Annotated in this window: 23 protein-coding genes and 1 riboswitch; of the genes, 16 read left to right on the top strand and 7 right to left on the bottom strand. The window is 67.0% G+C overall.

Annotated features, from left to right (window positions below; all coding sequences use genetic code 11):
* Nucleotides 1–3 precede the first annotated feature (3 nt).
* The gene (locus tag ABB25_RS04910; protein WP_057664537.1) at nucleotides 4–1,173 is read right to left on the bottom strand and encodes an isovaleryl-CoA dehydrogenase; all 1,170 of its coding nucleotides are present in this window, start codon (nucleotides 1,171–1,173) and stop codon (nucleotides 4–6) included.
* Nucleotides 1,174–1,421: 248 nt separating this feature from the next.
* Here ABB25_RS04910 and ABB25_RS04905 point away from each other — a divergent pair, with 248 nt between their 5' ends.
* The 3 genes from ABB25_RS04905 (at nucleotide 1,422) to ABB25_RS04895 (ending at nucleotide 4,392) form a co-directional block, all read left to right on the top strand.
* Nucleotides 1,422–1,931 (top strand): thermonuclease family protein, encoded by a 510-nt coding sequence (locus ABB25_RS04905; RefSeq protein WP_244477752.1) that lies wholly within the window; start codon nucleotides 1,422–1,424, stop codon nucleotides 1,929–1,931.
* A gap of 125 nt (nucleotides 1,932–2,056) precedes the next feature.
* Nucleotides 2,057–2,569, top strand: a complete 513-nt coding sequence (locus ABB25_RS04900; RefSeq protein ID WP_057664536.1) for a c-type cytochrome — start codon at nucleotides 2,057–2,059, stop codon at nucleotides 2,567–2,569.
* 98 nt (nucleotides 2,570–2,667) lie between these two features.
* On the top strand, nucleotides 2,668–4,392 hold the full coding sequence (locus ABB25_RS04895; protein ID WP_152981018.1) for an ExeM/NucH family extracellular endonuclease: 1,725 nt from the start codon (nucleotides 2,668–2,670) through the stop codon (nucleotides 4,390–4,392).
* A 57-nt stretch (nucleotides 4,393–4,449) separates the two neighbouring features.
* Here ABB25_RS04895 and ABB25_RS04890 read toward each other — a convergent pair whose 3' ends face one another.
* The gene (locus tag ABB25_RS04890) at nucleotides 4,450–5,325 is read right to left on the bottom strand and encodes an EamA family transporter (protein WP_057664633.1); all 876 of its coding nucleotides are present in this window, start codon (nucleotides 5,323–5,325) and stop codon (nucleotides 4,450–4,452) included.
* A gap of 68 nt (nucleotides 5,326–5,393) precedes the next feature.
* On the opposite strand from ABB25_RS04890, the gene ABB25_RS04885 reads away from it, so the two are divergent.
* The 3 genes from ABB25_RS04885 to ABB25_RS04875 all read left to right on the top strand — a co-directional run bounded on the left by ABB25_RS04885 (nucleotide 5,394) and on the right by ABB25_RS04875 (nucleotide 7,490).
* Nucleotides 5,394–6,065 carry an alpha/beta hydrolase gene (locus ABB25_RS04885; protein ID WP_057664534.1) on the top strand — a complete coding sequence of 224 codons (672 nt, stop codon included), beginning with the start codon at nucleotides 5,394–5,396 and terminating at the stop codon, nucleotides 6,063–6,065.
* A 2-nt stretch (nucleotides 6,066–6,067) separates the two neighbouring features.
* Entirely contained in the window at nucleotides 6,068–7,165 is a 1,098-nt protein-coding gene (zapE, locus tag ABB25_RS04880) for a cell division protein ZapE (RefSeq protein WP_057664532.1), read from the top strand.
* Nucleotides 7,166–7,232: 67 nt separating this feature from the next.
* Entirely contained in the window at nucleotides 7,233–7,490 is a 258-nt protein-coding gene (locus tag ABB25_RS04875) for a DUF2789 family protein (RefSeq protein ID WP_057664529.1), read from the top strand.
* Nucleotides 7,491–7,718: 228 nt separating this feature from the next.
* On the opposite strand, the gene dapA is transcribed toward ABB25_RS04875, so the two are convergent.
* Together dapA and ABB25_RS14745 are read right to left on the bottom strand one after the other, a co-directional pair.
* On the bottom strand, nucleotides 7,719–8,618 hold the full coding sequence (gene dapA, locus ABB25_RS04870; protein ID WP_057664527.1) for a 4-hydroxy-tetrahydrodipicolinate synthase: 900 nt from the start codon (nucleotides 8,616–8,618) through the stop codon (nucleotides 7,719–7,721).
* A 222-nt stretch (nucleotides 8,619–8,840) separates the two neighbouring features.
* On the bottom strand, nucleotides 8,841–9,227 hold the full coding sequence (locus ABB25_RS14745) for an XVIPCD domain-containing protein (protein WP_057664525.1): 387 nt from the start codon (nucleotides 9,225–9,227) through the stop codon (nucleotides 8,841–8,843).
* Between the two features lie 118 nt (nucleotides 9,228–9,345).
* Here ABB25_RS14745 and ABB25_RS04860 point away from each other — a divergent pair, with 118 nt between their 5' ends.
* Nucleotides 9,346–10,839 (top strand): VWA domain-containing protein, encoded by a 1,494-nt coding sequence (locus ABB25_RS04860; RefSeq protein WP_160319406.1) that lies wholly within the window; start codon nucleotides 9,346–9,348, stop codon nucleotides 10,837–10,839.
* A gap of 13 nt (nucleotides 10,840–10,852) precedes the next feature.
* Here ABB25_RS04860 and ABB25_RS04855 read toward each other — a convergent pair whose 3' ends face one another.
* The gene (locus tag ABB25_RS04855; protein WP_057664631.1) at nucleotides 10,853–12,679 is read right to left on the bottom strand and encodes a Na/Pi cotransporter family protein; all 1,827 of its coding nucleotides are present in this window, start codon (nucleotides 12,677–12,679) and stop codon (nucleotides 10,853–10,855) included.
* 175 nt (nucleotides 12,680–12,854) lie between these two features.
* Nucleotides 12,855–13,158, top strand: a riboswitch (cobalamin riboswitch).
* A gap of 194 nt (nucleotides 13,159–13,352) precedes the next feature.
* Here ABB25_RS04855 and ABB25_RS04850 point away from each other — a divergent pair.
* Nucleotides 13,353–15,737 (top strand): ribonucleoside-diphosphate reductase subunit alpha, encoded by a 2,385-nt coding sequence (locus ABB25_RS04850; protein WP_057664522.1) that lies wholly within the window; start codon nucleotides 13,353–13,355, stop codon nucleotides 15,735–15,737.
* Between the two features lie 120 nt (nucleotides 15,738–15,857).
* Here ABB25_RS04850 and ABB25_RS04845 read toward each other — a convergent pair whose 3' ends face one another.
* Nucleotides 15,858–16,211: a four helix bundle protein gene (locus tag ABB25_RS04845; RefSeq protein WP_057664520.1), complete on the bottom strand. Its 354-nt coding sequence runs from the start codon at nucleotides 16,209–16,211 to the stop codon at nucleotides 15,858–15,860.
* Nucleotides 16,212–16,381: 170 nt separating this feature from the next.
* Between ABB25_RS04845 and ABB25_RS04840 the strand changes: the two genes are divergently transcribed.
* The 6 genes from ABB25_RS04840 to purU all read left to right on the top strand — a co-directional run bounded on the left by ABB25_RS04840 (nucleotide 16,382) and on the right by purU (nucleotide 21,108).
* Nucleotides 16,382–17,341, top strand: a complete 960-nt coding sequence (locus ABB25_RS04840) for a ribonucleotide-diphosphate reductase subunit beta (RefSeq protein ID WP_244477754.1) — start codon at nucleotides 16,382–16,384, stop codon at nucleotides 17,339–17,341.
* Nucleotides 17,342–17,498: 157 nt separating this feature from the next.
* Entirely contained in the window at nucleotides 17,499–17,918 is a 420-nt protein-coding gene (locus ABB25_RS04835; RefSeq protein WP_057664516.1) for an acyl-CoA thioesterase, read from the top strand.
* A gap of 39 nt (nucleotides 17,919–17,957) precedes the next feature.
* Nucleotides 17,958–18,764, top strand: coding sequence for an NAD-dependent protein deacetylase (locus ABB25_RS04830; protein WP_057664628.1), 807 nt, complete (start codon nucleotides 17,958–17,960; stop codon nucleotides 18,762–18,764).
* A gap of 83 nt (nucleotides 18,765–18,847) precedes the next feature.
* Nucleotides 18,848–19,942, top strand: a complete 1,095-nt coding sequence (locus tag ABB25_RS04825; RefSeq protein WP_057664515.1) for an NADH:flavin oxidoreductase/NADH oxidase — start codon at nucleotides 18,848–18,850, stop codon at nucleotides 19,940–19,942.
* Nucleotides 19,939–20,187, top strand: a complete 249-nt coding sequence (locus ABB25_RS04820) for a DUF2798 domain-containing protein (RefSeq protein WP_057664513.1) — start codon at nucleotides 19,939–19,941, stop codon at nucleotides 20,185–20,187. The genes ABB25_RS04825 and ABB25_RS04820 overlap by 4 nt, the downstream gene beginning before the upstream one ends.
* A 69-nt stretch (nucleotides 20,188–20,256) precedes the next feature.
* Nucleotides 20,257–21,108, top strand: a complete 852-nt coding sequence (purU, locus tag ABB25_RS04815; RefSeq protein WP_057664511.1) for a formyltetrahydrofolate deformylase — start codon at nucleotides 20,257–20,259, stop codon at nucleotides 21,106–21,108.
* A gap of 94 nt (nucleotides 21,109–21,202) precedes the next feature.
* Here purU and pncA read toward each other — a convergent pair whose 3' ends face one another.
* A complete protein-coding gene (pncA, locus tag ABB25_RS04810; RefSeq protein ID WP_057664509.1) occupies nucleotides 21,203–21,844 on the bottom strand; it encodes a bifunctional nicotinamidase/pyrazinamidase in 642 nt (213 codons plus the stop codon).
* A gap of 152 nt (nucleotides 21,845–21,996) precedes the next feature.
* Between pncA and ABB25_RS04805 the strand changes: the two genes are divergently transcribed.
* Nucleotides 21,997–23,397 carry a surface lipoprotein assembly modifier gene (locus ABB25_RS04805; RefSeq protein WP_057664506.1) on the top strand — a complete coding sequence of 467 codons (1,401 nt, stop codon included), beginning with the start codon at nucleotides 21,997–21,999 and terminating at the stop codon, nucleotides 23,395–23,397.
* 10 nt (nucleotides 23,398–23,407) lie between these two features.
* The coding region (locus tag ABB25_RS04800) for a FecR family protein (RefSeq protein WP_160319405.1) at nucleotides 23,408–24,321 on the top strand (914 nt) is incomplete at its 3' end.

Raw genomic sequence — 24,321 nt, 5'->3', positions numbered from 1 at the left:
CGCTCAGCCCTGTGCGGTCTGGTTGAACAGCTCACGGCCGATCAGCATCCGGCGGATCTCCGAGGTGCCGGCACCGATCTCGTACAGCTTGGCATCGCGCCAAAGCCGGCCGGTCGGGTAGTCATTGATGTAGCCGTTGCCGCCGAGGATCTGGATCGCCTCGCCAGCCAGCCAGGTGGCCTTCTCGGCCGCAAACAGGATCACCCCGGCCGCATCCTGGCGGGTCACCCGGCCGGCATCGGCCGCGCGCGCCACCGCATACACATAGGCACGGGTGGCATTGAGCGCGACGTACATGTCCGCCAGCTTGGCCTGGATCAGCTGGAAGCTGCCGATCGCCTGGCCGAACTGCTGGCGCTGGTGCACGTAGGGCAGCACCACATCCATCGCCGCGGCCATCAGCCCGAGCGGGCCGCCGGCCAGCACGATGCGCTCGTAATCCAGCCCGCTCATCAGCACGCGCACGCCGCCACCGACCGTGCCCAGCACGTTTTCTGCCGGCACGAAGCAATCGGTGAATACCAGTTCACAGGTGTTGGACGAGCGCATGCCCAGCTTGTCCAGCTTCTGTGCGGTGGCAAAACCGGGCATGCCCTTTTCAATGATGAAGGCGGTAATCCCGCGCGAGCCGGCGGCCGGGTCGGTCTTGGCGTAGACGATCAGCACATCGGCGTCCGGGCCGTTGGTGATCCACATCTTGTTGCCGTTGAGCACGAAGCCGCCGTCGGTGGCGGCGGCATGCAGGCGCATCGAGACCACATCCGAGCCGGCGCCGGGTTCGCTCATCGCCAGCGCACCGATGTGCTGCCCGCTGCACAGCTTCGGCAGCCAGCGCTGCTTCTGCTGCTCATTGCCGTTCTTGCGCAGCTGGTTCAGGCACAGGTTGGAGTGGGCGCCATAACTCAGGCCGATGCCCCCGGAAGCACGCGAGATCTCCTCCATCGCCACCACATGGGCCAGGTAGCCCATGCCGCTGCCGCCGTATTCCTCCTCCACGGTGATGCCCAGCAGGCCCTGCTCGCCCAGCTCCGGCCACAGCGCGTTGGGGAAGGCGCTGTCGCGGTCGGCAGCGTCGGCCAGCGGGGCAATACGGTTGGCCGCAAACCCGGCCACGCTGGCGCGCAACAGGTCAATTTCCTCGCCCAAGGCGAAATCCAACATTGGCACGTGCATCTGGAGCTCCGAACAACAGGTAATGGACTGACAGCACCGAGAGGGGAGGACGCGCGAGCGCCGCCCGGGACTAATTGGTATCAAGCGTAACTTTCTCGCCGAGCGGAAGCATCGTGCAGCGCGCAAGGAAGGCCAGCGCAAGCGGACAGCAGCGGGAAAGTCCGTCAGTGGCGGCAGCGCTATGCTGTGCGGCTGTTTTTGTTTTTCGGGTAGTGGTTGTGCTGCAAGTAGCGGGATGGAAGGCGGTAGTGGCTGGGCTGTGCCTGTTGCCGGGTCTGGCGTGGGCCGATTTCCACGGCCGGGTGGTGCGGGTGGCCGATGGCGATACGGTGACCGTGCTGCGTGACCATGGCGATCGCAAGGAACAGGTGCGGGTGCGCCTTGCCAGCATTGATGCGCCCGAGCGCCGGCAGGCCTTCGGCACGCGTTCGCGCCAGCATCTGGCCGAGCTGGTGTTTGACCGCCAGGTGCTGATCCAGGAGCAGGGCAGTGACCGCTACGGCCGGGTGATCGGCGTGATCCACCTGGGTGGGCTCAACGCCAACCAGGAAATGGTGCGTTCCGGGATGGCCTGGGCCTATCGCCAGTATCTCAACGACAGCACCCTGCTGCGGCTGGAAACCGGTGCCAGACGGGCTGGGCGCGGGTTGTGGGCCGACAAGGATGCCCAGGCCCCCTGGGAATTCCGGCGCAGCGAAGCGGCGCGCCGCAAGGCCGAGCGCGAGGCGCGCGGGCAGGTGGCTGCCGCCAGTCCGTAACTGCGGCCAACTGTTGCGCTGCGACATGGCAAGTTCGCCCGCGGGCGTTGCAGCCGGGGCGGATGTCTGTTCATACTCGCCCCACTGCTGCGGTTCGGCTGCCACCTGCTCTGGGGTAATGCGACGTGCGCAACTACGATCTTGAGTTCCTGAAGCGGTTTTCCCTGGTCATCGGTTTTCTGGCGCTGGTGACACTGGCGCTGATCGTGCTGGCCGCCTTCCTGCACCGCAGCCTGCCGGCCGAAGTGTCGCCAGCGGCGCAGGCGCGGGTGCAGGCACGGATCGCCCCGGCCGGCGCGGTGTATGCCGGTGCTACCGGTGCCGCAGCGCAGGCAGCGGCGCAGGCGGCCGCACTGGCGGCGGCCTCGGCCAATGCGGCTTATGGCGGCACCCTGGATGGCAAGGTCATCTACGACAACCTGTGTGGTGCCTGCCATACCACCGGGGTGGGCATGGCCCCGACCCTGCAGCGTGCGCAGTGGTCCGCGCGCATCGCCCAGGGCAATGATGTCCTGTACCGGCATGCCATCGAGGGCTTTACCGGGGCCGGCATCATGCCGCCCAAGGGCGGCAATCCGGGGCTGACCGATGAGCAGGTCAAGGCCACGGTGGACTGGATGCTGGGCAACCTGCAGTAAGCTTCCATCGCTGCGACCAGCGCCGCCTGCGGGCGGCGTTGGCGTTTTTGTCATTGCCCAGCGCTGTCTGCAGCGCCTTGTTGTTGCCGAGGATTGTGATGTCATTGCGTCTTTCCCTGCTTGTCCTGGCCTGTGCGGCGGCGTTGCCGCTGCAGGCCAAGCCTTCCATCACCCTGATCGGCGCGGTCCAGGGCGAAGGCGCACAAAGCCCGTTGCTGGGCCAGACCGTAACCGTCGAAGGCCGCCTGAGCGCTGACCTGCGCGATGGCCTGGATGGTTTCTACCTGCACGGTGCCGCCGACGGCAACCCGGCTACCTCCGAGGGCCTGCTGGTGCTGGCCGAGGGTGCGGTGCGCCTGCCCCGGGCGGCCTGCCTGCGGGTGCGCGGTGAGGTGGTCGAGCAGCCGGCCGGGCGCAGCACCCAGAGCATGACCGCGCTGAAGGCACAGAACATCCAGGCCGCCTCCTGCCGTGGGCTGCCCGCGCCCGGGCCGGTGGTGCTGACGGCGGCGCCGGCCAACTGGGAGGCCTACGAAGGCCTGCCGGTGCAGATCCAGGCACCGCTGACCGTGGTCGGGTTGCACAACCTGGAGCGTTCCGGGGAAGTGTGGACGGCATTTGACGGTGCGTTGTGGCAGCCCACCGAGATGGCCCTGCCCGGCAGTGAGCAGGCCCGCGCGATTGCCGCCGACAACCAGCGCCGGCTGTTGATCCTGGACGATGGCAGCGATGTGCGCGATCCGGATTCGCTGCCGTTGCTGCCGGCCGGCCAGCTGCCGCGCGGCGGCATGCAGCTGTCGCAGGTGGAGGGCATCGTCGAGCAGCGCCATGGCCCGGCCTGGCGCCTGCAGTTGCGCCGGCCGTTGCCGCTGCCGCCGGTAGCACGGCCGTTGGCGGCGCCACAGCTGCCCGGCACGCTGAAGATTGCCGCCTTCAACCTGGAAAATTATTTCAACGGCGATGGCCGTGGTACCGGTTTCCCGACCCCGCGCGGGGCCGCCAGTATCGAGCAGCTGGCCGCGCAGCAGGCCAAGCTGGTGGCCAGCATCAACGGGCTGGGTGCCGACGTGGCTGCGCTGATGGAGCTGGAAAACGATGGCTTTGGTCCGGCATCGTCGATCGCGCAGCTGGTCGATGCGCTCAATGCCGACAAGGCCGGTCCGGGCGACTGGCGTTTTGTCGATGCCGGTACCGGCCCGGGCAGTGATTCGATCCGGGTCGGCATCATCTACCGCCACCGGGTGCTGACCCCGGTGGGCAGGCCGGCGGTGCTGGAAGAGGGCCCGTTCATGCGCTGGAGCCGGGTGCCGTTGACCCAGGCCTTCCGGCGCGGCGATGGCCCGGTGTTCAGCGTCACCGCCATCCACCTCAAATCCAAGGGCTGCGGTGATGCCAGTGGGCCGGATATGGACCAGGGCGATGGCCAGGGCTGCTTCAATGCCATCCGTACCGACAGTGCCCAGCGCATTGTGGCCTGGCTGGCCAGTGACCCGACCGCCAGTGGCAGCCCGCATGCGGTGGTGCTGGGGGATTTCAACGCCCATGCGATGGAGCAGCCGATCCGCACCCTGGATGCAGCGGGCTGGCGCGATGCGTTTGCCATTGCCGGGGTCGCCCAGCCGTACAGTTACGTCTACAACGGCTTGAACGGCCGGCTGGACCATGCCCTGCTCAGCCCGACGCTGGCCGGCCAGCTGCGTGGTGCGGCCGAATGGCATATCAATGCCGATGAGCCGGAAAGCGTCGGTTATGCCGCTGGCAACCAGCCTGGCCCTTGGCGCTCTTCGGATCATGATCCGTTGCTGCTGGGGCTGGATCTGTAATCCTGCTCTGGCCAGGCACCGGCTCCCGGCGCACCTGCGCCGGGGCCGGCTGCCGGTTTACCCTGGCTGGCTGCCGTGGGCGATCAGGCCGATGGCGGCAATGGCCAGCAACAGCCCGAACTGGTTGGTGCGGCTGGTACGTTCGCCAAACAGCAGCACCCCGGCCAGCGTGCCCAGTGCGACCACGCCGATGTTCATGCCGGCAAACACCGTGGCCGGGCTTTCGCTCATGGCCTGGTGGGCGCGGATGTAGGTCAGGATGTTGGTGAAGTTCAGTCCTCCCAGCAGCAGGCCGGCCGCCAGGTGGGCCAGGTCCAGGCGGGTGCGCCGGCGTGCCTGGCGCCACAGTTGCAGTGCCAGCATCAGCACGAAGGCCAGCACAAAACTCACGCCCAGTGCGGCCGTGGTTGCGGTGCCGCTGCTGGCGACCTGCTTCAGGGCAATATCGATGGCGCCGTAACCGGCCCAGGTCCCCAGCAGCCATGGCCACGCCGGGCTGCGCCGCTCGGCCCACAGGCTGCGCTGCAGCGGGCGCGCCAGCAGGCAGCCAATGGCGACCAGCCCGGTGGCCAGCCCGGCCAGCTTCCAGTGGTTGGCCACTTCGCCAAACAGCAAAAAGGCCGCGGCCAGCGAAATCAGCAGCGACAGCCGCTGTGCCGCATCGGTACGCACGATGCCGGCGCTGGCCAGGCTGCGTGCCATCAACAGGAACACCGCCGGCAAGGCCAGGCCCAGCACCAGCAGCAGCGCCCACGGGGTGGTGCTGGCGCTGAACACCTCGGTGGAGGGGCGCAGCACCAGCCAGGCCAGGCTGCTGGCGGCCAGGTAGTTCCAGGTCACCAGTTGCCCGGCATCCATCCCGCGCCCACCCCAATACTTGAGCAGCACGCCGACGCTGACGCTGCACAACACGCTGATGACCAGATACAGCATCACACCACCTTTGTTGCCCTGACGACCGGGCGGTGAACGCCCTTGCTGCGGGACGGTATCATGCACGCATGGATACCCCCACATTCCCCGCCGTCAGCACCAGCCTGTTGCTCGATGGCCCCGCCGGCCCGCTGGAACTGGCCGTGGACCTGCCCGATGAGCCGGCGGCGGCGCAGCCGGTGGTTGCCGTGCTGTGCCATCCGCTGTCCATCGAGGGCGGCAGCATGCACAACAAGGTGGTGACCATGGCCGCGCGCGCGCTGCGTGACCTGGGCATCAGCGTGGTGCGGCTGAATTTCCGCGGGGTCGGCCAATCGGCCGGCCACTACGACAACGGCGTGGGCGAACAGGACGACCTGGCCTGTGTGGCCAACTGGGTACGCGCCAGCCTGCCGGGCTACCAGCTGTGGCTGGGTGGTTTCAGCTTTGGTGCCTATGTCTCGCTGCGCGCCTGTGACCGTCTGTCCCCGGCGGCGTTGATTTCGATTGCCCCGCCGGTCGGGCGGCGCGACTGGAATTTTGATGCGGTCAACCCGCCGGACCAGTGGCTGGTGATCATGGGCGAGGCCGACGAGATCGTGCCGCCGCAAGGGGTGTTTGACTGGGTTGCCGACCAGCCGGAGCCGCCGGCACTGGTGCGGATGCCCGATACCACCCATTTCTTCCACCGCAAGCTGATCGACCTGCGTGGCGCGATCGCTCACGAAGTGCGCCGCTGGCTGCCTGATTCCACGGTTTGACGATGTCCGTATTGACCCCCAGCCAGCGCTACGCCGAAGGCGTGGCCCGAGGTGCCTGGAAAGATGATCCTGCCCAGCATGCGGCCCTGCGCGAGCTGGACCGCATCCATGTCGGCCTGCTTGCCGACGCGCCGGGCAATGGCCTGCTGGCGCGCCTGTCAGCGCGCCTGCGCAAGCCCGAACCGGTCAAGGGCCTGTATTTCTGGGGCGGGGTAGGGCGCGGCAAGACCTTCCTGGTGGACCTGTTCTATGACGGCCTGCCGACCGAACAGAAGTACCGCACCCATTTCCACCGCTTCATGCGCGGCATCCACGAAAAACTGCGCCAGCACCAGGGCGAGGCCGACCCGCTGGCGACCATTGCCCGGCAGTGGCGTGCCAACCTGCGCGTGCTGGTGCTGGACGAGTTCTTCGTCACCGACATCGGCGATGCGATGCTGCTGTCGCGGCTGCTGGACCGGCTGTTCGCCGAGGGCGTGACCCTGGTGACCACCTCCAACACGGCCATCGGCAACCTGTACCTGCATGGCCTGCAGCGCGAGAGCTTCCTGCCGGCGATCGCGATGCTGCAGCAGCACTGCGTGGAGCTGTACGCCGAAGGCAGCGAGGACTACCGCATGCGCGCGCTGACCCGCTCGCCGGTCTACCGCGCGCCGCTGGAAGCCGACAGCGATGCCTGGCTGGGCGGGCGCTGGGCCGACCTGACCGGTGGCAGCGAACCGAAGGCCGGCAACATCGAAATCGAAGGCCGCAAGATCCCGGTGCGCGCGCGCGGCAAGTCGATCGTCTGGTTCGACTTCCCGGCGCTGTGCGAAGGCCCGCGCGGGCCGGCTGACTACATCGAGATCGCCACCGAATTCACCACGGTGCTGCTCGGTGGCATCCCGCATTTTGACCGCATGAATGAAGATGCCGCGCGCCGCTTCGTCAACCTGATCGACGAGCTGTATGACCGCCACGTCAACCTGGTGTGCACCGCGCAGGATGCGCCGCCGTTGCTGTATTCGGGCATCCGCCTGGCCGGCGCCTTCGAGCGCACCGCCAGCCGTCTGATCGAGATGCAGAGCGCCGAGTACCTGGGCAGTGCGCACCGCGGTTGAGCCCTTCCGGCTGGGATGACCGGCCGATTGCCCCTATTGTTGACCTTTGCCCTGACCGGAGACACCCATGGACATTTCCGAAATCCGCATGAGCAACCTGTTCCTGCAGCTGGGGCTGGAGGCCGATGATGCGGCCATCGCGCAGTTCATCACCGAGCACCAGTTGCCGGCGGAGGTTCATATCGTCGATGCGCCGTACTGGAACCAGGGCCAGCGCTCGTTCCTGCGCGAGACCATGGCCAAGGACGGTGCCTGGATCCACATCGTCGATGCCCTGAACGAGTCGCTGCACGAGGACGCGGTCAAGGCTCAGACCGGGTTGTGATGTCAGGCTGATCAGCTGATCAGCTGATCAGTGACCTGCTCTACATGAGCGGCCTGGGGCTGATGAGGCTGGCGGCTGCCTTCGGTTTCCTGTCATCGCTGCTGTCCACCCCCAGGGCAGGTGCCGTATCTGGGCTGTGCAGGTGCAAGCGGCACCGCCGGCTGTGGACCGGCCCAATGCATCAGGGCGCCCGCAGGCGCCCTGATCCGATGCCATCACGCTGCCGGCTCAGCCCAGCAGGCCGGCCTGTTGCAGCGCGGCTTCCACCCGGGCCTGGCCGTCGGCCTCCAGCTCGGTCATCGGCAGGCGCAGGGTCGGCCCGCACAGGCCGAGGCGGGCCATCGCCCACTTCACCGGGATCGGGTTGGCCTCGCAGAACAGCTGGCGGTGCAGCGGCAGCAGGCGCTGCTGGACCGCGCGGGCGGTGGCCAGGTCGCCGGCCATCGCTGCCGCGCACAGCTGGTGCATCAGGCGCGGGGCGACGTTGGCGGTGACGCTGACATTGCCATGGCCGCCGAGCAGCATCAGTGCGATGGCGGTGGCGTCATCGCCGGAGAACACCGCAAAGTCGGCCGGTGCCTCGCGCAGCAGCCACTGCGCGCGTTCCAGGTTGCCGGTGGCTTCCTTGATGCCGACGATGCCGTCGACCTGGGCCAGCCGCAGCACGGTGTCGTGCTGCAGGTCGGCGACGCTGCGCCCGGGCACGTTGTAGAGCACGATCGGCAGCTCGCCGGTGGCCTCGGCAATGGCGCGGAAGTGGCGGTACTGCCCTTCCTGGCCGGGCTTGTTGTAGTAGGGCACCACCTGCAGCTGGCTGTGCGCGCCGACTTCCAGTGCATAGCGGGCCAGGGCGATGGCCTCGGCGGTGGAGTTGGCACCGCAACCGGCCATCACCGGGATGCGCCCGGCGGCCTGTTCCACGGCCACCTGGATGATCTGGCAATGCTCCTCGACGGTCACCGTTGGCGATTCACCGGTGGTGCCGACCACGCCGATGCAATCGGTGCCTTCGGCGACGTGCCAGTCCACCAGCTGGCGCAGGCGGAGGTAGTCGACGCTGCCGTCTTCGTGGAACGGAGTGACCAGGGCAACGATGCTGCCGCGCAGGAATACGTCAGAGGTGTTCATTGCAACCATCACGGACTTGGGGGGCGAGCCGATTCTAGGGCAAGCCCGCTGCCACCGCTGCTGGCCAGGTATCGGCCAGACAGGCGGCGGTACAGCGGCCGTTGCGCCGAAGGGGCCGTGACGATGGCCAGGCGGCGGCCACGCCGGGGGCGTACGGTGACGGCCAGCCTGTCTTCCAGTGCCGGCCGGCATCCCCGGCCTGTGGCCGCCGCGCTGTGTGCTTCAACCCAGCACGGGCGTGGCCGGGGTCACCGACGGTGCCGGGCTGGACAGGCTGGCAGCCGGGTTGACCGCGCCGTGTGCCTGGGCGCTGGCCAGCGAATCGGCCTGCGGGGTGCTGACCGCATCGACGGTCTTCAGGCTGGCGCGCAGGTGTGCCGGGTCCCTCGGGTCGCCCTGGACGATGAAGACATACTCGCCGCGCTGGGCGGCGCTGCCCTGGCCGCCGATCAGCACGTGGTCGACACGCGCAAAGCCGCGCTCCATGGCCAGCGCATACAGGCTGGCGGCCATGTTGGCGCTCTTGTCATCGGTTTGGCGGCCGGCCTGTGCATCGAGCTGGTGCACACCCTGCAGGATCTGTTGGTACAGCGGTGACGGGTCAGACATGGCGGTAATGAAAAGCCGGGGAACTGGCGTGATTCTAGCCAGATGGCGGGCCGCCGGTTGCGCGCCCGTCCAACGCAGCTGGGTATGCTGGCCGGACCTGACCTGCGAGGAACGGCCCATGGCCCAGCAACTGCTGCCTGTCTCCCCTGCATGGTGTGTGGCGGCGGCCATGGCCGGCCTGCTTGCCACCGCCGCCGCCTGGGCCGCCCCGCCGGCCGGATCGGCAGCGGCCAGCGATGCGCTGCCTTCAACCGTGCCGTCGCCGGCCAGCGCGCCGGCGTGGCTACGCGAACGGCAGACCCGGCCCAACTTTCGTGCCCCGGCTGCCACCACATGTGCCGATGCCCCGGTACTGGTGGAGGTGCCCGATCCCAGTGGACAGCAGCGTCCGCCGCGGCGTCCACTCGGCCCTCCGCACCCGGTGAGCGTGTTCGATGATGCCCGTCGTGATGCAGTGCCGGCTCCGGCCCCACCAGCACCGCCCATGCCGTTGTCGCCGGCGCCACGGTTGCCGGGGTCGGTCGGCGAGGGCGGCAGCCGTCATCCTGGTGAGCGCCCGGCCGATGTGGTGACGCCGGCGGCGGTCAATGCCGGGATGGTCGATGACAATGCCGATTTCAGTGCCTACCAGGCCTTCCTGCAGCGGCATGCGGCCAGCCCGGTGCCGGCCTGGCCGGTGGCCGGACGCCAGCGCCTGCAGGTGGTCGATGCCCAGGGCCGCCCGGTCAACGATGCCGAGGTCACGCTGCGTGCGGCCAACGGTGCACGGCTGTGGGCGCGTACCGATGCCGGCGGCCAGGTCTGGATCCACCCGGGCAGTTTTGACCCGGACGATTCGCCCGGCTACCAGGTGGAGGTGCGCCGGGATGGCCAGCGTGCCCGCGGCCGCCTGCTGCGTGGGCAGAAGCCGGTGCTGCAGCTGCGCCTGCCGGTGCAGCCGCAGCCGGCGCGGCTGGACCTGGTGTTCCTGGTCGATGCCACCGGTTCGATGGCCGATGAGATCGACAAGCTGCGCGCCTCGCTGCAGGACATCGTGCGCCAGATCGACGCGCTGCCGTCGCGCCCGCAGGTCTGCCTGGGGCTGGTCAGCTACCGCGACCGTGGCGATGAGTATTTCATCCGCCGCTGGGACCTGAGCCACAGCGTGGCCGGTTTCCAGCAGGTGCTCGATGGCGTGCAGGCCGGTGGCGGTGGGGATACCCCCGAAGCGATGAACGAGGCCCTGCACGAGGCCGTGCAGCACCTGTCCTGGCGCGGCAGTGGCACCACCCGGCTGCTGATCAGCCTGGCCGATGCGCCACCGCACCTGGACTACGGCCGGCCCTGGCACAGCGACAGCCTGCGGGCGGCGCTGGGCAAGGGCATCAAGGTGTTCAGCGTGGCCGCTTCCGGGCAGGACAGCCAAGGCGAACTGGTGCAGCGCCAGCTCGCCCAGCACACCGGTGGCCGTTTCATCTTCCTCACCTACCAGGACCCGGCCAACCCGGCCGCTGGCCCGGGCAGCGATACCGTGCACGAGGTGGCCAACTATTCGGTTGACCAGCTGGACGCGCTGGTGGTGCGGCTGGTGCGCGAGGAGCTGGCGCAGCTGCCAGCCGTACCCGCGCACTGAGCGTCGCCGTCGCTCACGGCAACGTGCTGGCTTCCTCGTACTGGAACAGGTCACGCCAGGGCAGGCCCTGGCTGTGGCCGTCACCGAGCAGCAGCACCTGCTGCAGGTTGCGCACGATGCGCCTGGCATAGCCCAGGTCATTGATCAGCGAGCTGAGCTGGATGCTGTCGATCCGCCCCTGGCGCACCGCCAGGAACAGGCGGGCACTGAACTGCTCCTCGAACTGGGCCAGCTGCGGCCCCAGCTGTTCCAGCTGCTGGCGCCAGCGCGGCGGGTCGTCGCACTGCGCGCTGACCGAGCGCAGCCAGGCCAGGGCCTTGAGCAGCTGCCAGCGCAGTTCCAGCCAGGCCTCGGCCGCGGCGGCATCGGGGTTGTCCGGGTGCAGTTGCCGCTGCAGGTTGGCCTGCAGCGCATGCGCATCCTTGACCGCCTTGACCAGCTGCGAGGCCGCCTCCTGGCCGTCGCGCCAGATCTGCTGCTGGCCCGGATCCAGTGGCAGCTCGAAGCGGCTGATGAAGTCCAGCATCCCGGCCCAGACCGGCTTGACCAGCTGCCGGTAGAGCAGGTCGCTGTCCATCTCGCCATCGGCCACACGCCGGCGCAGCGCGGCGCTGTCACGTACCGGCGCATCCAGCTCGTCGGGCGGGCAGTACAGGGCCTGGCCGATCACCTCCAGGCTGAGCCGGCCCAGCCGGCGCAGCTCCTGGCTCAGCGCCAGGGTCGCGGTGTCGGCACTGTGCAGGGCGCTGTCGCTGAGGTGTTGCGAACGTGTGGAGGGGGCGCCGGCGGCGATCTGGGCAATCAGGTTGGCCGGCGGCTGTGGGTCGGGCAGCCAACGCAGCAGGGCACGGGCCAGCGCCCCCTGGATCGGCCAGAACAGGGCCACGCCCAGCGCGTTGAACAGGGTATGGAACAGTGCCAGCTGGATCAGTGCGTTGTCGTCCATGCCGACCCAGCCGGTCAGGCGCAGCACGCTGGCCTGCAGCAGGGGCAGGCACAGCAGGGCGACCACTGCGGTGGTGGCGTTGAACAGCACATGGGCCACTGCCAGCCGGTGCCCGGCGCGGTTGCCGCCCATGAAGCCCATCGCCGCGGTGGAGATGCTGCTGCCGACATTGGAGCCGATGGCGATGGCCAGGCTCTGTTCCGGCGCCAGCTGGCCGGCGGCCAGCGCGCCCAGGGTCAGCATCAAGGTGGCATGCGAGGACTGCACCACCACGGTGAGCAGGGCACCGACGCTGACAAACACCAGGGTACCGGCCACGCCCTGTGCGCTGTATCGGGTCAGGTCGATGTGGGCCATGGCGTCAAAGCCCAGCTTGATCTGGTCGATGCCCAGGAAAACAAACGCGATGCCGACAATCAGCTGCCCTGCTGCCTGGCCGCGCCTGCCGGTGTAGCGCGCCAGCACGCCGAAGACCAACAAGGGCAGGGCCAGCGGCGACAGGCTCAGGTTCTGCCCGGCCAGGGCCAGCAGCCAGATCCCGCTGGTGGCGCCGAGGTTGGCGCCGAGCAGTACCGAAATTGCCCCGGCCAGCTGGATCAGCCCGGTGCTCAGGAAGGCGATGGTCAGCAGCGAGACCAGGGTCGAGGACTGCAGCAGCATGGTCGCTGCGCCACCGAACAGCAGCCCGCGGGCCGGGGTGGCCGTGCTGTGGCTGAGCCAGCGTTCCATCGCCCCGCCGGCCAGGGCCTTCAGGCCCTGCTCCAGGCACTGCATGCCGAACAGGAACAGCGCCAGGCCGGCACACAGCTGCAGCCAGCCCGCGTAGTGGTGGAAGGACAGAGCCAGGGCCAGGGCCAGTACGCCGATGCCCGCCCATTTCAATCGTTGTTTCACATATTCCTCCCGCTGTGGGCCGGCATTGAAGCAGGTTTGGCGCGCGCCTGTCTTGTTCCAGCGCCGCGCCGCGGCACCACCGGCAACGGCGTGCCAACCCTTGGTGGGCAAGGGCAGAGGCCGGTTGCCCACAGCTTTGTTCACAATATCTGGTGTTGCGGTTGCAGTGAAAGCCCCTTATCTTGGGGTCGTCGGTTTTCCCCCGCCCAGGCGGTACGGAAATGAAAAGGGAAGCTGGTGACGCCGCAAGGCCATTCCAGCACTGCCCCGCAGCGGTAAGTGGGAACGAACCCGTCATTGCACTGGGATGCCAACGGCAACCTGGGAAGCGACGGGCAAGGAGAGGCAGCAACGCGTTGAGGGAAACGGGAAACGAGAGAAGGCAGGATCTGTTGCCTCCACTCGTTCCTCACTCCTCCCCATTCGTTCCTCGCCTCGAGCCCGCAAGTCCGAAGACCTGCCGACAGCCGCGCGATGCACGACGCGCGGTGCCGGCTGCGGTGTCTTCGAGGGGAAGACGGCTGGTGACGTGGTGGTGGGCTGCCTGCGCGATTGCGCCGGGCACGCGTGCCGTTGCGACACCGCTTGCCCATCGATTGCCTGCCGACCGGCCCGGGTTTCTCCGCGCGGGCGGAGCCCCTGTGTGCATCCACTCCTTCCGAGCAGGCGCCACATGACCGACATTGCTACAGCCACCGCCCCGGCCCAGGCCGGCTTTGAACTGACCCCGCCGCCGACGGCCACCACGATGGGGGTGACCAAACGCAATGGCAGCATCGAGCCGGTGGATCTGAACAAGATCGTGCGCGCGATCCAGCGTTGCTGTGACGGCCTGCACGCGGTGGACCCGATGCGGGTGGCCACGCGCACCATCTCCGGCCTGTACAACGGCGCCACCACCGCCGAGCTGGACGAGCTGTCCATCCGCACCGCGGCGCTGCTGATCGGCGAGGAACCCGAATATGGCCGGCTGGCCGCACGCCTGCTGGCCAACTTCATCGCCAAGGAAGTTTCCGGCCAGGAGATCCACGCCTTCTCGCAGTCGGTCAGCCGTGGCCATGAGGTGGGCCTGATCAATGACCGCCTGCTGGAGTTTGTCCAGGTCAATGCGCGCAAGCTCAACGATGCGATCGACCCGGCGTATGACCTGAATTTTGATTACTTCGGCCTGCGCACCCTGTATGACCGCTACCTGCTGCGCCATCCGCACAGCCGCAAGGTCATCGAAACCCCGCAGCAGTTCTTCCTGCGCATTGCCAGTGCGCTGAGCCAGGACGTGCCCGAGGCGCTGGCGCTGTACCAGCGGCTGGGCAGCCTGGATTACCTGCCGTCCAGCCCGACCCTGTTCAATGCCGGTACCCGCCACGAGCAGCTGTCCAGCTGCTTCCTGCTCGACTCACCGCTGGATTCGCTGGAGTCGATCTACGCCAAGTACGGCGATATCGCCCAGTTGTCCAAGTTCTCCGGCGGCATCGGTGTCAGCTACAGCCGGGTGCGTTCGCGTGGCTCGCTGATCCGCTCCACCAATGGCTATTCCAACGGCATCGTGCCCTGGCTCAAGACCCTGGATTCGTCGGTGGCGGCGGTCAACCAGGGCGGCAAGCGCAAGGGCGCGGCCTGCGTCTACCTGGAAACCTGGCACGCCGACATCGAGGATTTCCTGGAACTGCGCGACAACGCCGGCGATGAATCACGCAGGACCCACAACCTCAACCTGGCCAACTGGGTGCCGGACCTGTTCATGGCCCGGGTCGAGCGCGACGAGCCGTGGTCGTTGTTCGACCCGAAGGCGGTGCCGGAGTTCACCGACCTGTACGGTGACGCCTTCGAGCAGGCCTATCTACAGGCCGAGGCCCAGGGCAAGGCGGTCAAGAGCGTGCCGGCGCGCAAGCTCTACGCGCGGATGATGCGCACCCTGGCCGAGACCGGCAACGGCTGGATGACCTTCAAGGACAAATGCAACCTGGCCAGCAACCAGACCCTGCGCCCGGGCAACGTGATCCACCTGTCCAACCTGTGCACCGAGATCCTGGAGATCACCTCCAACGAGGAAACGGCGGTGTGCAACCTGGGCTCGATCAACCTGGCCAACCACCTCGATGCCGATGGCCGGTTCGATTTCGACAAGCTGGGGCAGACTGTGCGCCTGGCCGTGCGCCAGCTGGACCGGGTGATCGACCTGAACTTCTACCCGATCGAACCTGCGCGCCGCGGCAACCTGCGCTGGCGCCCGGTCGGCCTGGGCTGCATGGGCCTGCAGGACGTGTTCTTCCGCCAGCGCCTGCCGTTCGATTCGGAAGGCGCCCGCACGCTGTCGAAGAAGATCGCCGAGGAAATCTACTTCCACGCGCTGCAGGCCTCATGCGAGCTGGCGCAGGAGCTGGGCCGGCATCCGTCCTTTGCCGACACCCGCGCCGCGCAGGGCCAGCTGCAGTTCGATGCCTGGAACGTGGTCCCGGCCGACACCGCGCGCTGGGACGCGCTGCGTGCGCAGATCCAGCAGCATGGCCTGCGCAACTCGCTGATCATCGCCATCGCCCCGACCGCGACCATTGCTTCGATTGCCGGCTGCTATGAGTGCGTCGAGCCGCAGGTGTCCAACCTGTTCAAGCGCGAGACCCTGTCCGGCGATTTCCTGCAGATCAACAAGTACCTGGTGGCCGAGCTGAAGGCACTGGGCCTGTGGACCGAGGCAATGCGCGATGCGATCAAGCTGGCCGATGGTTCGATCCAGGGCATCACCCAGATTCCCGAGCCGCTGCGCCAGGTCTACCGCACCGCGTGGGAGCTGCCGATGCGCGCGCTGATCGACATGGCTGCCGAGCGTGGCGCCTTCATCGACCAGTCGGCCTCGCTGAACCTGTTCATGGAAAGCCCGAACATCGGCGCGATGTCCTCGATGTACATGTACGCGTGGAAGCAGGGCATCAAGACCACCTACTACCTGCGCTCGCGCCCGGCCACCAAGATCGCCAAGACCACCGTCAGCAGCTATACCCCGGCCGAAGCGGTGGCCTGCTCGCTGGAAAACCCGGAAAGCTGCGAGGCCTGTCAGTAAGGGGGGGAGGAATGAGTGGAGAGGAAAGAGGAACGAGTAAAGGCAAGGCGATTGCTCCGACCACTCGTTACTCGTTTCTCCTCACTCGTTTCTATCTCATCACTCGTTCCTCCCCACTCGTTACTCGCTTCTGAATCTGCGTCTCAACGTGGTCAGCATGCGGCTGGTTTCATCGGCCAGCCCATATGTTGCCTGCAATGGGCCGCACTCGATCCAACCCAGGCGCTCGCACAGCAGCAACTGGGTATGCAGTTCGGAAAGCGACCCTTGTGCGATGGCAAGAAACTGTGATTTTTCCTTGCGTGATTCGCGTGACCAGCCTTCGGCAATGTTGCTGGGAATGGAAATCGCGGCACGCGTGATCTGCAAGCGAACACCGAAGCGTTCTTCGCCCGGAAGATGCATTGAGCAGCGGCAGGCTGCTTTTGCCAATGCCATGGCTTTTTGCCAGATGACGGCCTTGCGGTAGTGCATTGGTACGACCCTCTCTATCCCCTCGGCAACCATGCTGCATGGTTGCCCCATAGCGAATCAGGAAACTCCTCATGTCCAATCCAGCCGACTCCACCTCTGCTCTCGTTCCTCGTTCCTCCCCACTCACTTCTCGTCTCCTGGATCCCGGTTTCGAGCTGACCCTGCGCCCGATGCGTTATCCGGATTTCTACGAGAGGTACCGCAACGCGATCAAGAACAGCTGGACGGTGGAGGAGATCAATTTCCAGATCGACATCTCCGACCTGCACGACAGGATGAGCCCGGCCGACCGCCATCTGATCCATCGTCTGGTGGCGTTTTTTGCCACCGGTGATTCGATCGTGTCCAACAACCTGGTGCTGAACCTGTACCAGCACCTCAATGCGCCGGAAGCGCGCATGTACCTGTCGCGCCAGCTGTATGAGGAAGCGCTGCATGTGCAGTTCTACCTGACCCTGCTGGACAACTACCTGCCCGACCCGGACGAGCGCAACAAGGCCTTTGCCGCGGTGGAGAACATTGCCTCGATCAAGGCCAAGGCCGATTTCTGCTTCAAGTGGATCGATTCGATCCAGGGCCTGACCCGGATCGAGACCCGCGAGCAGCGCCGCCAGTTCCTGCTCAACCAGATCTGTTTTGCCGCCTGCATCGAAGGCCTGTTCTTCTTTGCCGCCTTTGCCTACGTCTACTACTTCCGCTCGCGCGGCTTGTTGCCGGGCCTGGCCTCGGGCACCAACTGGGTGTTCCGCGACGAAAGCTGCCACATGGAGTTTGCCTTCGAGTGCGTGCGCACCATCCGTGCCGAGGAGCCGGACCTGTTCGATGCGGCGATGGAGCAGCAGGTCTACCAGATGCTGGAAGAGGCGATCGCCTGCGAACTGCAGTTCGCCGAGGACGTGCTCTCCGGTGGGGTGGCCGGCATTTCCACCAATGACATGCGCCAGTACCTGCAGCACTGCGCCGACAATCACTTCGCCAAGCTGGGCATGGCGCGCAAGTACAACGTGCGCAACCCGCTGCCTTTCATGGAATTGCAGGACGTGCAGGAGCTGACCAATTTCTTCGAGCGCCGTGCCTCGGCCTACCAGGTCGGGGTGCAGGGCGAGGTCGCCTTCGACATGGCGTTCTGACCCGCGCGATGGACATGGCCGCTGAACAAGCCTGTACATCGCGCCGGCCATGTTCTGGCCTGTATTCAGCTGGTGGGGGCAAAAATTGCTGCCCCCACACAGCCCCTTGCCGCGCTCACCGTTAGCGTGGCTTGTGGCGCACAGGCAAAGACCGCATATGACCCCGATTCTGCAAACCGATCCGCCGCTGGAAGTACGCATGGCCGAGATCGTGTTCCCCAACCATACCAACCACATGGGCACGCTGTTCGGTGGCCAGGCGATGGCCTGGATGGACAAGGCCGCCTTTCTGGCCGCAGCGCGCTATTCGCGCCGCACGGTGGTGACCGCACGTTCGGACCAGCTGGATTTCAAGCTGCCGATCCGGATCGGGCAGATGGTGGAAACCATCGGCCGCATCGTGTCGGTCGGCCGCACCTCGATGAAGGTGGAAGTGGAGCTGGTTACCGAAGACCTGCAGACCGGTACCCGCAAGCTGTGCACCCGCGGTGAGTTCGTGATGATCGCCCTGGATGCGGACGGCCATCCCACCGAGGTGCCGCGGATGCCGGCCAGCGCGCAGGACACCCCGGCCTGAGGCCTTGTCAGGCCCTGCCGGCGCCGTCACGCTATGGCCATGGCCGAACCGCTTGTTGATTTCATCGCTGCCCACCAGCGCCTGCTGGTGCTTACCGGTGCCGGCTGCAGCACCGCTTCGGGGATTCCCGATTACCGCGACCAGGCCGGTGCATGGAAGCGGCCGCCGCCGATGACCTACCAGACCTTTACCGGCGATCCGGCCGCGCGCCAGCGTTACTGGGCGCGCAGCCTGGTGGGCTGGCAGCGCTTTGGCAGCGCCGCCCCCAATGCGGTACACCGGGCACTGGCCGAGCTGCAGGGGCAGGGCCGGGTGCAGTGCCTGGTGACCCAGAATGTCGACGGCCTGCATGATGCTGCCGGCAGCACCGGGGTGATCGACCTGCACGGTCGGCTGGATGCCATTACCTGCCTGGGCTGTGGCCGGCGGGGCCGGCGCGAGTTGTTCCAGCAGCACCTGGTGGCTGAAAATCCCGGTTGGGCACAGTTGCCGGCAGGCATTGCCCCGGATGGCGATGCCGACCTGGACGCGGTGGATTTTTCCGCGTTCAAGGTTCCCGATTGCGCGCATTGCGGCGGCATGCTCAAGCCGGATGTGGTGTTTTTCGGCGAATCGGTGCCACGCGCGCGGGTCGAGGCGGTGCAGGCCCACCTGGACGCTGCCGATGCGGTGCTGGTGGTGGGTTCCTCGCTGATGGTGTGGTCCGGTTTCCGGTTTGTCCGTGCCGCGGCACAGGCCGGCCTGCCGATCGCCATCGTCAACCAGGGCACGACCCGGGCCGACAGCCTGGTCACCCTCAAGTGCGCCGAGGATTGCAGCCAGGCACTGGCGTTCCTGCTGGGCTGACGCAACGCGTTGTTGCGCGGCCAGCACTTGCGTTGCGCTGGCTCCGGCGCTGCAATGGTGCGCTGCCTTGACTGGATGTACCGATGAGCCGCCTGTTCTCCGCGTTGGCCCTGGGCCCGTTGACCCTGCCCAACCGCATCGTGATTGCACCGATGTGCCAGTACTCGGCCAGCGACGGCCATGCCGGCAGCTGGCATGCGATGCATTACGGCCAGCTGGCCCAGTCCGGTGCCGGTCTGTTGATTGTCGAGGCCACCGCGGTGCAGCCGGCCGGGCGGATCAGCTGGGCCGATGTCGGGCTCTGGGATGAAGCCTGCGCCGATGCCTGGCAGCCGGTGCTGGCTGGCATCCGGCAATGGTCGACGATGCCGCTGGGCATCCAGCTGGCGCATGCCGGGCGCAAGGCGTCCTGCCATCGTCCCTGGGACGGTGGCGCGCAGCTGGCGGCCGGCGATGCACGGGGCTGGACAACCCTGGCGCCCAGCGCGCTGCCCTTTGCCAGTGAGGACCTGCCGCCGCAGGCCATGGACGAGGCGGCGATCGACCAGCTGATTGCCGATTTCGCCGCCGCCGCGCAGCGCGCCCAGGCGCTGGGCTTTGAACTGATCGAAATCCACGCCGCCCATGGCTACCTGCTGCACCAGTTCCTCTCGCCGTTGAGCAACACCCGCAGTGACCGCTGGGGCGGCAGTCTGGACAACCGGATGGCGCTGCTGCTGGCGGTGTTTGATGCGGTCAAGGCTGCCGTGGCACCGTCGATGGCGGTGGGCGTGCGCATATCGGCCACCGACTGGGTGGAGGGCGGCTGGGACCTGGCGCAGAGCATTGCCCTGGCCCGGGTACTGGACGCGCGCGGCTGCCACTTCATCCATGTCTCCAGCGGCGGCCTGGATGGGCGCCAGCAGATTCCGGTCGGCCCCGGCTACCAGCTGCCGCTGGCACAGGCGATCAAGGCCGAGGTCGAGATGCCGGTGATCGCGGTCGGGTTGATCACCGAGCCGACCCATGCCGAGGCGGTGGTGGCCACCGGCCAGGCCGATGCGGTGGGCATTGCCCGCGGCATCCTCTACAACCCGCGCTGGCCCTGGCATGCGGCCGCCGCACTCGGGGTCAAGGTCCCGGTGTCACCGCAGTATCGACGTTGCGAACCGCTGGCGCAGCGCGGGCTGTTTGCATGAGCCGGCGCGACTGGCGCCTGCCGGCGCGCTTGATGCCGCTGGTATTCGCGTTCTGGATGGCCGCGATCATGGCCTTGGTGATGTGCACGGTGATCACCGTTGCCAATACCGGTATCGATGCCCGGCTGCCCGCGCGGGTGCTGCAGGCCTATGCACTGGCGATGCCGGTGGCTTTTGCCTGCGTATTGGTGGTGCGCCCGCTGGTGGCGCGGCTGGTCCGTCTGTGCGTACGCGGCAGCCCCTGATGCCCGGGCGATGGTTGCGGTGGTGACGATTGTGCGGAGCAACAAACACCTGTTCTAGACTCATCACCGATGAGCCACAACGATTACATCCTTACCCTGTCCTGCCCGGACTGCACCGGGATTGTCTACGGTGTTTCCGGCCTGCTGTTCCAGGCCGGTTGCAACATTCTCGATGCCCAGCAGTTTGGCGATGAGCAAAGCGGGCGCTTTTTCCTGCGGGTGCACTTTGATCTTGGCCAGGCCAGCATCGACGAGGTGCGTGCCGCGTTTTCGCAGTTGGCGCAGCGCTTTGCAATGCAGTGGCAGCTGCATGATGCACGCCGCCGCGCGCGCTTGCTGGTACTGGTCAGCAAGCAGGGCCATTGCCTGAATGACCTGCTGTTCCGGGCACACAGCCGGCAATTGAATATCGACATAGCCGGTGTCGCTTCCAATCATCCGGATTTTGCGCCATTGGCCACGTCCTATGGCGTGCCGTTCCACCACCTGCCGGTGTCGGCCGACAACCGCGATGCGCAGGAGCAGCAGATCATCGACCTGGTCCAGCGCGAACAGATCGACCTGGTAGTGCTGGCACGCTACATGCAGATCCTCTCGCCGCGCCTGTGCCAGGCGCTGGCCGGGCGTGCGATCAACATCCACCACAGCTTCCTGCCCAGCTTCAAGGGCGCCCAGCCGTATCACCAGGCCCATGCGCGCGGGGTCAAGATCATCGGTGCCACCGCGCACTACGTCACCGATGACCTGGACGAGGGCCCGATCATCGAACAGGACGTGACCCATGTGGACCACGCCATGACCCCGCGTGACCTGGTGCGCCTGGGCAGCGATATCGAGTCCCAGGTACTGGCCCGCGCGGTACGCCGGCATGTGGAGCACCGCATCCTGCTCAATGACCACCGCACGGTGGTGTTTCGTTGAAACGAGAAACGAGTGGATAGCAGCGAGGAACGAGTGGAGAGTAACGAGGAACGAGTGGGAGCCGGCTGTGGCTTTACTCGTTTCTCTTTCCTCGTTACTCGTTACTTCCCTCAACGATTCCGATGCCAGCCGCGTCCAGGGCGGCGCGGGTCGGGGCATCACCTTCCGGGCTGACCGGGCGGGTCAGGTCCCACAGGAAGCTGACCTGGAAACCGGCGGCGGCCGCATCCTGGGCGGTCCACAGCACGCAGTAGTCGCGCGCCAGGCCGCAGACATGCACGGCGGTGATGCCGCGCTCGCGTAGCCAGCTGGCCAGGCCGGTGGCCGGGCGGCTGCCGTCGGGGCCATGGTTTTCGAAGAAGGCGCTGTAGGAGTCCACATCGGCGCGGCTGCCCTTGCGCAGGATCAGGTTGGCGCGGTTCCAGTCGATGCGCCCATCCAGCGCCGCGCCAGGGCTGCCGGCAACGCAATGGTCCGGCCACAGCGTCTGTGGCTGGCCATGCAGGGTGATCTGTTCAAATGGCGCCCGGCCAGGGTGCTGGCTGGCAAACGAGGCGTGGTCGGCTGGATGCCAGTCCTGGGTGGCAACCACAGTGGCATAGCGGCCACTGGCCAGCAGCGCGGCAATGCCCGGGACGATGGCATCGCCCTCATGGCAGGGCAGGGCGCCGCCGGGCATGAAGTCCGGCTGCAGGTCCACGACGATCAGCGCGGTGTCGGCAGGGTAGGTCAGCATCGGAAACACTCACTTGGCGAGCCGGCACGTTAGCCTGTGCGGCCCTGCTTGCCAATGGATCGGTAACCGGCTCTTACGCTGATCTGCTAGTGTCAGCGCGAATGTGATCGAATTAACATTTAATTCAGCCTGATCCGGGCGAGGGCGGCGAAATGCGTGGAAGGGACATCGGCGGCAGGGCACGGGTGGTGGTGCAGCCGCGCCTGTGGCTATCGGCGGTACTGGCGCTGGCAGCACCGTTGGCCCTGGCGCAGCACCAGGCCTACAACCTGCCGCCCCAGGTCCCTGCGGCGCAGCTTCAGCCACTGGAGCAGCAGCGGCGGCAGTTGTTCGAGCGCCTGCTCACCGAGCCCGGCGATACCGATGCCAGCTTTGCCTACGCGGTGCTCTCCACCCAGCTGGGGGATTACGAGGCGGCCATCGCCACCTACGAGCGTCTGCTGATCCAGCATCCCAACACCGCACGCATCCAGCTGGAGCTGGCGGCGGTGTATTTCCGTCTGGGCGCGCTGGTGCAGGCCCGGCAGTTGTTCGTGCAGGTACTGCAGCGCGCCGATACCCCGGACAATGTCCGTCTGCGGGTCAATGGCTATCTGGCGGCCATTGCCGACCAGCGCCGCCAGCAAGGCGGTTTCAGCGGGCGGCTGAGTGTTGGCCTGCGTACTGAAAGCAATGCCAATGCGGCACCGGATATCGGCAGCATTGAATTGAACGGCCTGCCATTCGAGCTGGCCCCCGAGGCCCGGGCGGCCAGTGACCAGAGCGCCCAGCTGGGATTGAGCCTGCGCCATCGCCAGCCGTTTGCCGGCAGTGCCCACCTGCTGGATGTGGCCTTCCAGGCAGCCAGCAGCCAGTACCGTGAGCTGGACCGGATCGACAATCAGGTCGCCGAGCTGCGGATAGGCCCGGATTTTTCGCTCCAGGCAGCAGGCCTGCGCCAGGGCCGTTTGTGGGCTTCGGCGGTGGCCGCGCAGAGCTGGCTCGATGGCAGCCGCTACCAGCGCAGCCACGGGGTCAGCAGTGGCCTGCGCTGGGCGGTGGCACGGCAATCGACGCTGCAGCTCGGCCTGGACTGGCGCCAGGAGGACTACACCCCGGCGCCGGAGTTTGCCTCGGCGCGTGACTATTCCGGCCAGCGCTGGCGCAGCAGTGCGCTGTTTTCACAGCAGGCCGCCGATAACTGGCAGTGGCTTGGCGGGTTGCACTGGGAACAGCGCAATGCACGCACCGGCTGGGAAACCTACCGCGAGCCGCGCCTGCAGCTGGGCATCAGCCACCGTCATCGCAGCCTGCTTGGCCCGGGCAAGCAGCCATGGACCAGCGCGCTGAGCCTGCAGCAGGCCTGGCGCCGGCACCAGGCACCGATGCCGGCGATCAACGCGCTGCGTTCGCAGCACAGCCAGGAACAGTTGCTGCAATGGGTCAGCACGGTGCCGCTCAACCCGGCGACCCAGTTGCAGCTGTATGCGGGCTGGCGCCGCGTGGACTCCAACTACGATCTTCGCGATTACATCAACCGTTACGCCGGCGTCTCGCTGGCTTACCAGTTCTGAGGACAGCCCCATGGCCAGGCACACACAGACAATCGCAATCACCGGTGCCCTGCTGCTGTCGGTACCGGCATGGGCGCAGCAGGTCGGCACGGCTGCCGGGGTCTCGCCGGCGGCAACCAGCCGCAGCGGGCAGACTGCTGCCCGACAGGTACGCCTGGGCGACCATGTGCTGCGCAACCAGCATTACCAGACCGATGCCCATGGCGTGGTGCAGGTACTGCTGGCCGATGGCAGCAGCTTCACCATCGGCCCGCGCTCGTCGCTGACCATCGATGATTTTGTCTATGACCCCGACCGTGGCACCGCCCGGGTCGCAGCCAGCGCAAGTCGCGGCGTGCTGCGCTTCATCGGCGGGGCGGCTTCCAAGCCGGGCGGTTCGGCCAGCCTGAAGACCCCGGTCGGTGTGGCCGGCATCCGTGGCGCCATCGTGGATTTCATCCTGCCTGAGCCTGGCAATGCGCCGTTGCAGATCGACCTGCATTACGGCGACGCCGTCGAGCTGAGCTGCAGCAATGGCCTGGCGGCATCGCTGTCGGCCCCCGGCCATTCGATGCGGGTGGTGCCGTCCGATGGCGGCTGTGGTGCCATTGACTATGCGCCGATCCAGCAGGCGATCCAGCCGGGCCAGGTGGCTGCCGGGGCAGCGGGTGCCGGTTCGCCACTGTCCGATTCGGCCATTGCCCTGGACGATGCCCGCAGTGGCCTGGCCGGCTTCAGCGGCGCGCCGCTGCCGCTGGAAACCGGCGACCGCAGCCAGTCGCCACTGGCCGACAGCCCGCCGCAACCGTTTGCCGAGCAGCAATCGCTCAATACGCTGCTGGCCTTGATCCAGCAGCTGCCGCCGCTTCCGGCACCTGCACCTGCACCGACACCTGCACCGACACCTGCACCGACACCTGCACCGACACCTGCACCTGCACCTGC

Origin of the sequence: Stenotrophomonas koreensis (assembly GCF_001431525.1) — a bacterium.
GTDB classification, from domain to species: Bacteria; Pseudomonadota; Gammaproteobacteria; order Xanthomonadales; family Xanthomonadaceae; genus Stenotrophomonas; species Stenotrophomonas koreensis.
The sequence above is the reverse complement of the archived record's forward strand: the minus strand, read 5'-3'. Positions and strand labels throughout refer to the sequence as shown.

What these genes read in the sequence shown, in the direction of transcription:
- ABB25_RS04910 (WP_057664537.1), bottom strand. Translation starts at nt 1,173, where the DNA reads ATGCACGTGCCAATGTTGGATTTCGCCTTGGGCGAGGAAATTGACCTG.
- ABB25_RS04895 (WP_152981018.1), top strand. Translation starts at nt 2,668, where the DNA reads ATGTCATTGCGTCTTTCCCTGCTTGTCCTGGCCTGTGCGGCGGCGTTG.
- ABB25_RS04890 (WP_057664633.1), bottom strand. Translation starts at nt 5,325, where the DNA reads ATGCTGTATCTGGTCATCAGCGTGTTGTGCAGCGTCAGCGTCGGCGTG.
- ABB25_RS04885 (WP_057664534.1), top strand. Translation starts at nt 5,394, where the DNA reads ATGGATACCCCCACATTCCCCGCCGTCAGCACCAGCCTGTTGCTCGAT.
- zapE (WP_057664532.1), top strand. Translation starts at nt 6,068, where the DNA reads ATGTCCGTATTGACCCCCAGCCAGCGCTACGCCGAAGGCGTGGCCCGA.
- ABB25_RS04875 (WP_057664529.1), top strand. Translation starts at nt 7,233, where the DNA reads ATGGACATTTCCGAAATCCGCATGAGCAACCTGTTCCTGCAGCTGGGG.
- dapA (WP_057664527.1), bottom strand. Translation starts at nt 8,618, where the DNA reads ATGAACACCTCTGACGTATTCCTGCGCGGCAGCATCGTTGCCCTGGTC.
- ABB25_RS14745 (WP_057664525.1), bottom strand. Translation starts at nt 9,227, where the DNA reads ATGTCTGACCCGTCACCGCTGTACCAACAGATCCTGCAGGGTGTGCAC.
- ABB25_RS04860 (WP_160319406.1), top strand. Translation starts at nt 9,346, where the DNA reads ATGGCCCAGCAACTGCTGCCTGTCTCCCCTGCATGGTGTGTGGCGGCG.
- ABB25_RS04850 (WP_057664522.1), top strand. Translation starts at nt 13,353, where the DNA reads ATGACCGACATTGCTACAGCCACCGCCCCGGCCCAGGCCGGCTTTGAA.
- ABB25_RS04845 (WP_057664520.1), bottom strand. Translation starts at nt 16,211, where the DNA reads ATGCACTACCGCAAGGCCGTCATCTGGCAAAAAGCCATGGCATTGGCA.
- ABB25_RS04840 (WP_244477754.1), top strand. Translation starts at nt 16,382, where the DNA reads ATGCGTTATCCGGATTTCTACGAGAGGTACCGCAACGCGATCAAGAAC.
- ABB25_RS04835 (WP_057664516.1), top strand. Translation starts at nt 17,499, where the DNA reads ATGACCCCGATTCTGCAAACCGATCCGCCGCTGGAAGTACGCATGGCC.
- ABB25_RS04830 (WP_057664628.1), top strand. Translation starts at nt 17,958, where the DNA reads ATGGCCGAACCGCTTGTTGATTTCATCGCTGCCCACCAGCGCCTGCTG.
- ABB25_RS04825 (WP_057664515.1), top strand. Translation starts at nt 18,848, where the DNA reads ATGAGCCGCCTGTTCTCCGCGTTGGCCCTGGGCCCGTTGACCCTGCCC.
- ABB25_RS04820 (WP_057664513.1), top strand. Translation starts at nt 19,939, where the DNA reads ATGAGCCGGCGCGACTGGCGCCTGCCGGCGCGCTTGATGCCGCTGGTA.
- purU (WP_057664511.1), top strand. Translation starts at nt 20,257, where the DNA reads ATGAGCCACAACGATTACATCCTTACCCTGTCCTGCCCGGACTGCACC.
- pncA (WP_057664509.1), bottom strand. Translation starts at nt 21,844, where the DNA reads ATGCTGACCTACCCTGCCGACACCGCGCTGATCGTCGTGGACCTGCAG.
- ABB25_RS04805 (WP_057664506.1), top strand. Translation starts at nt 21,997, where the DNA reads ATGCGTGGAAGGGACATCGGCGGCAGGGCACGGGTGGTGGTGCAGCCG.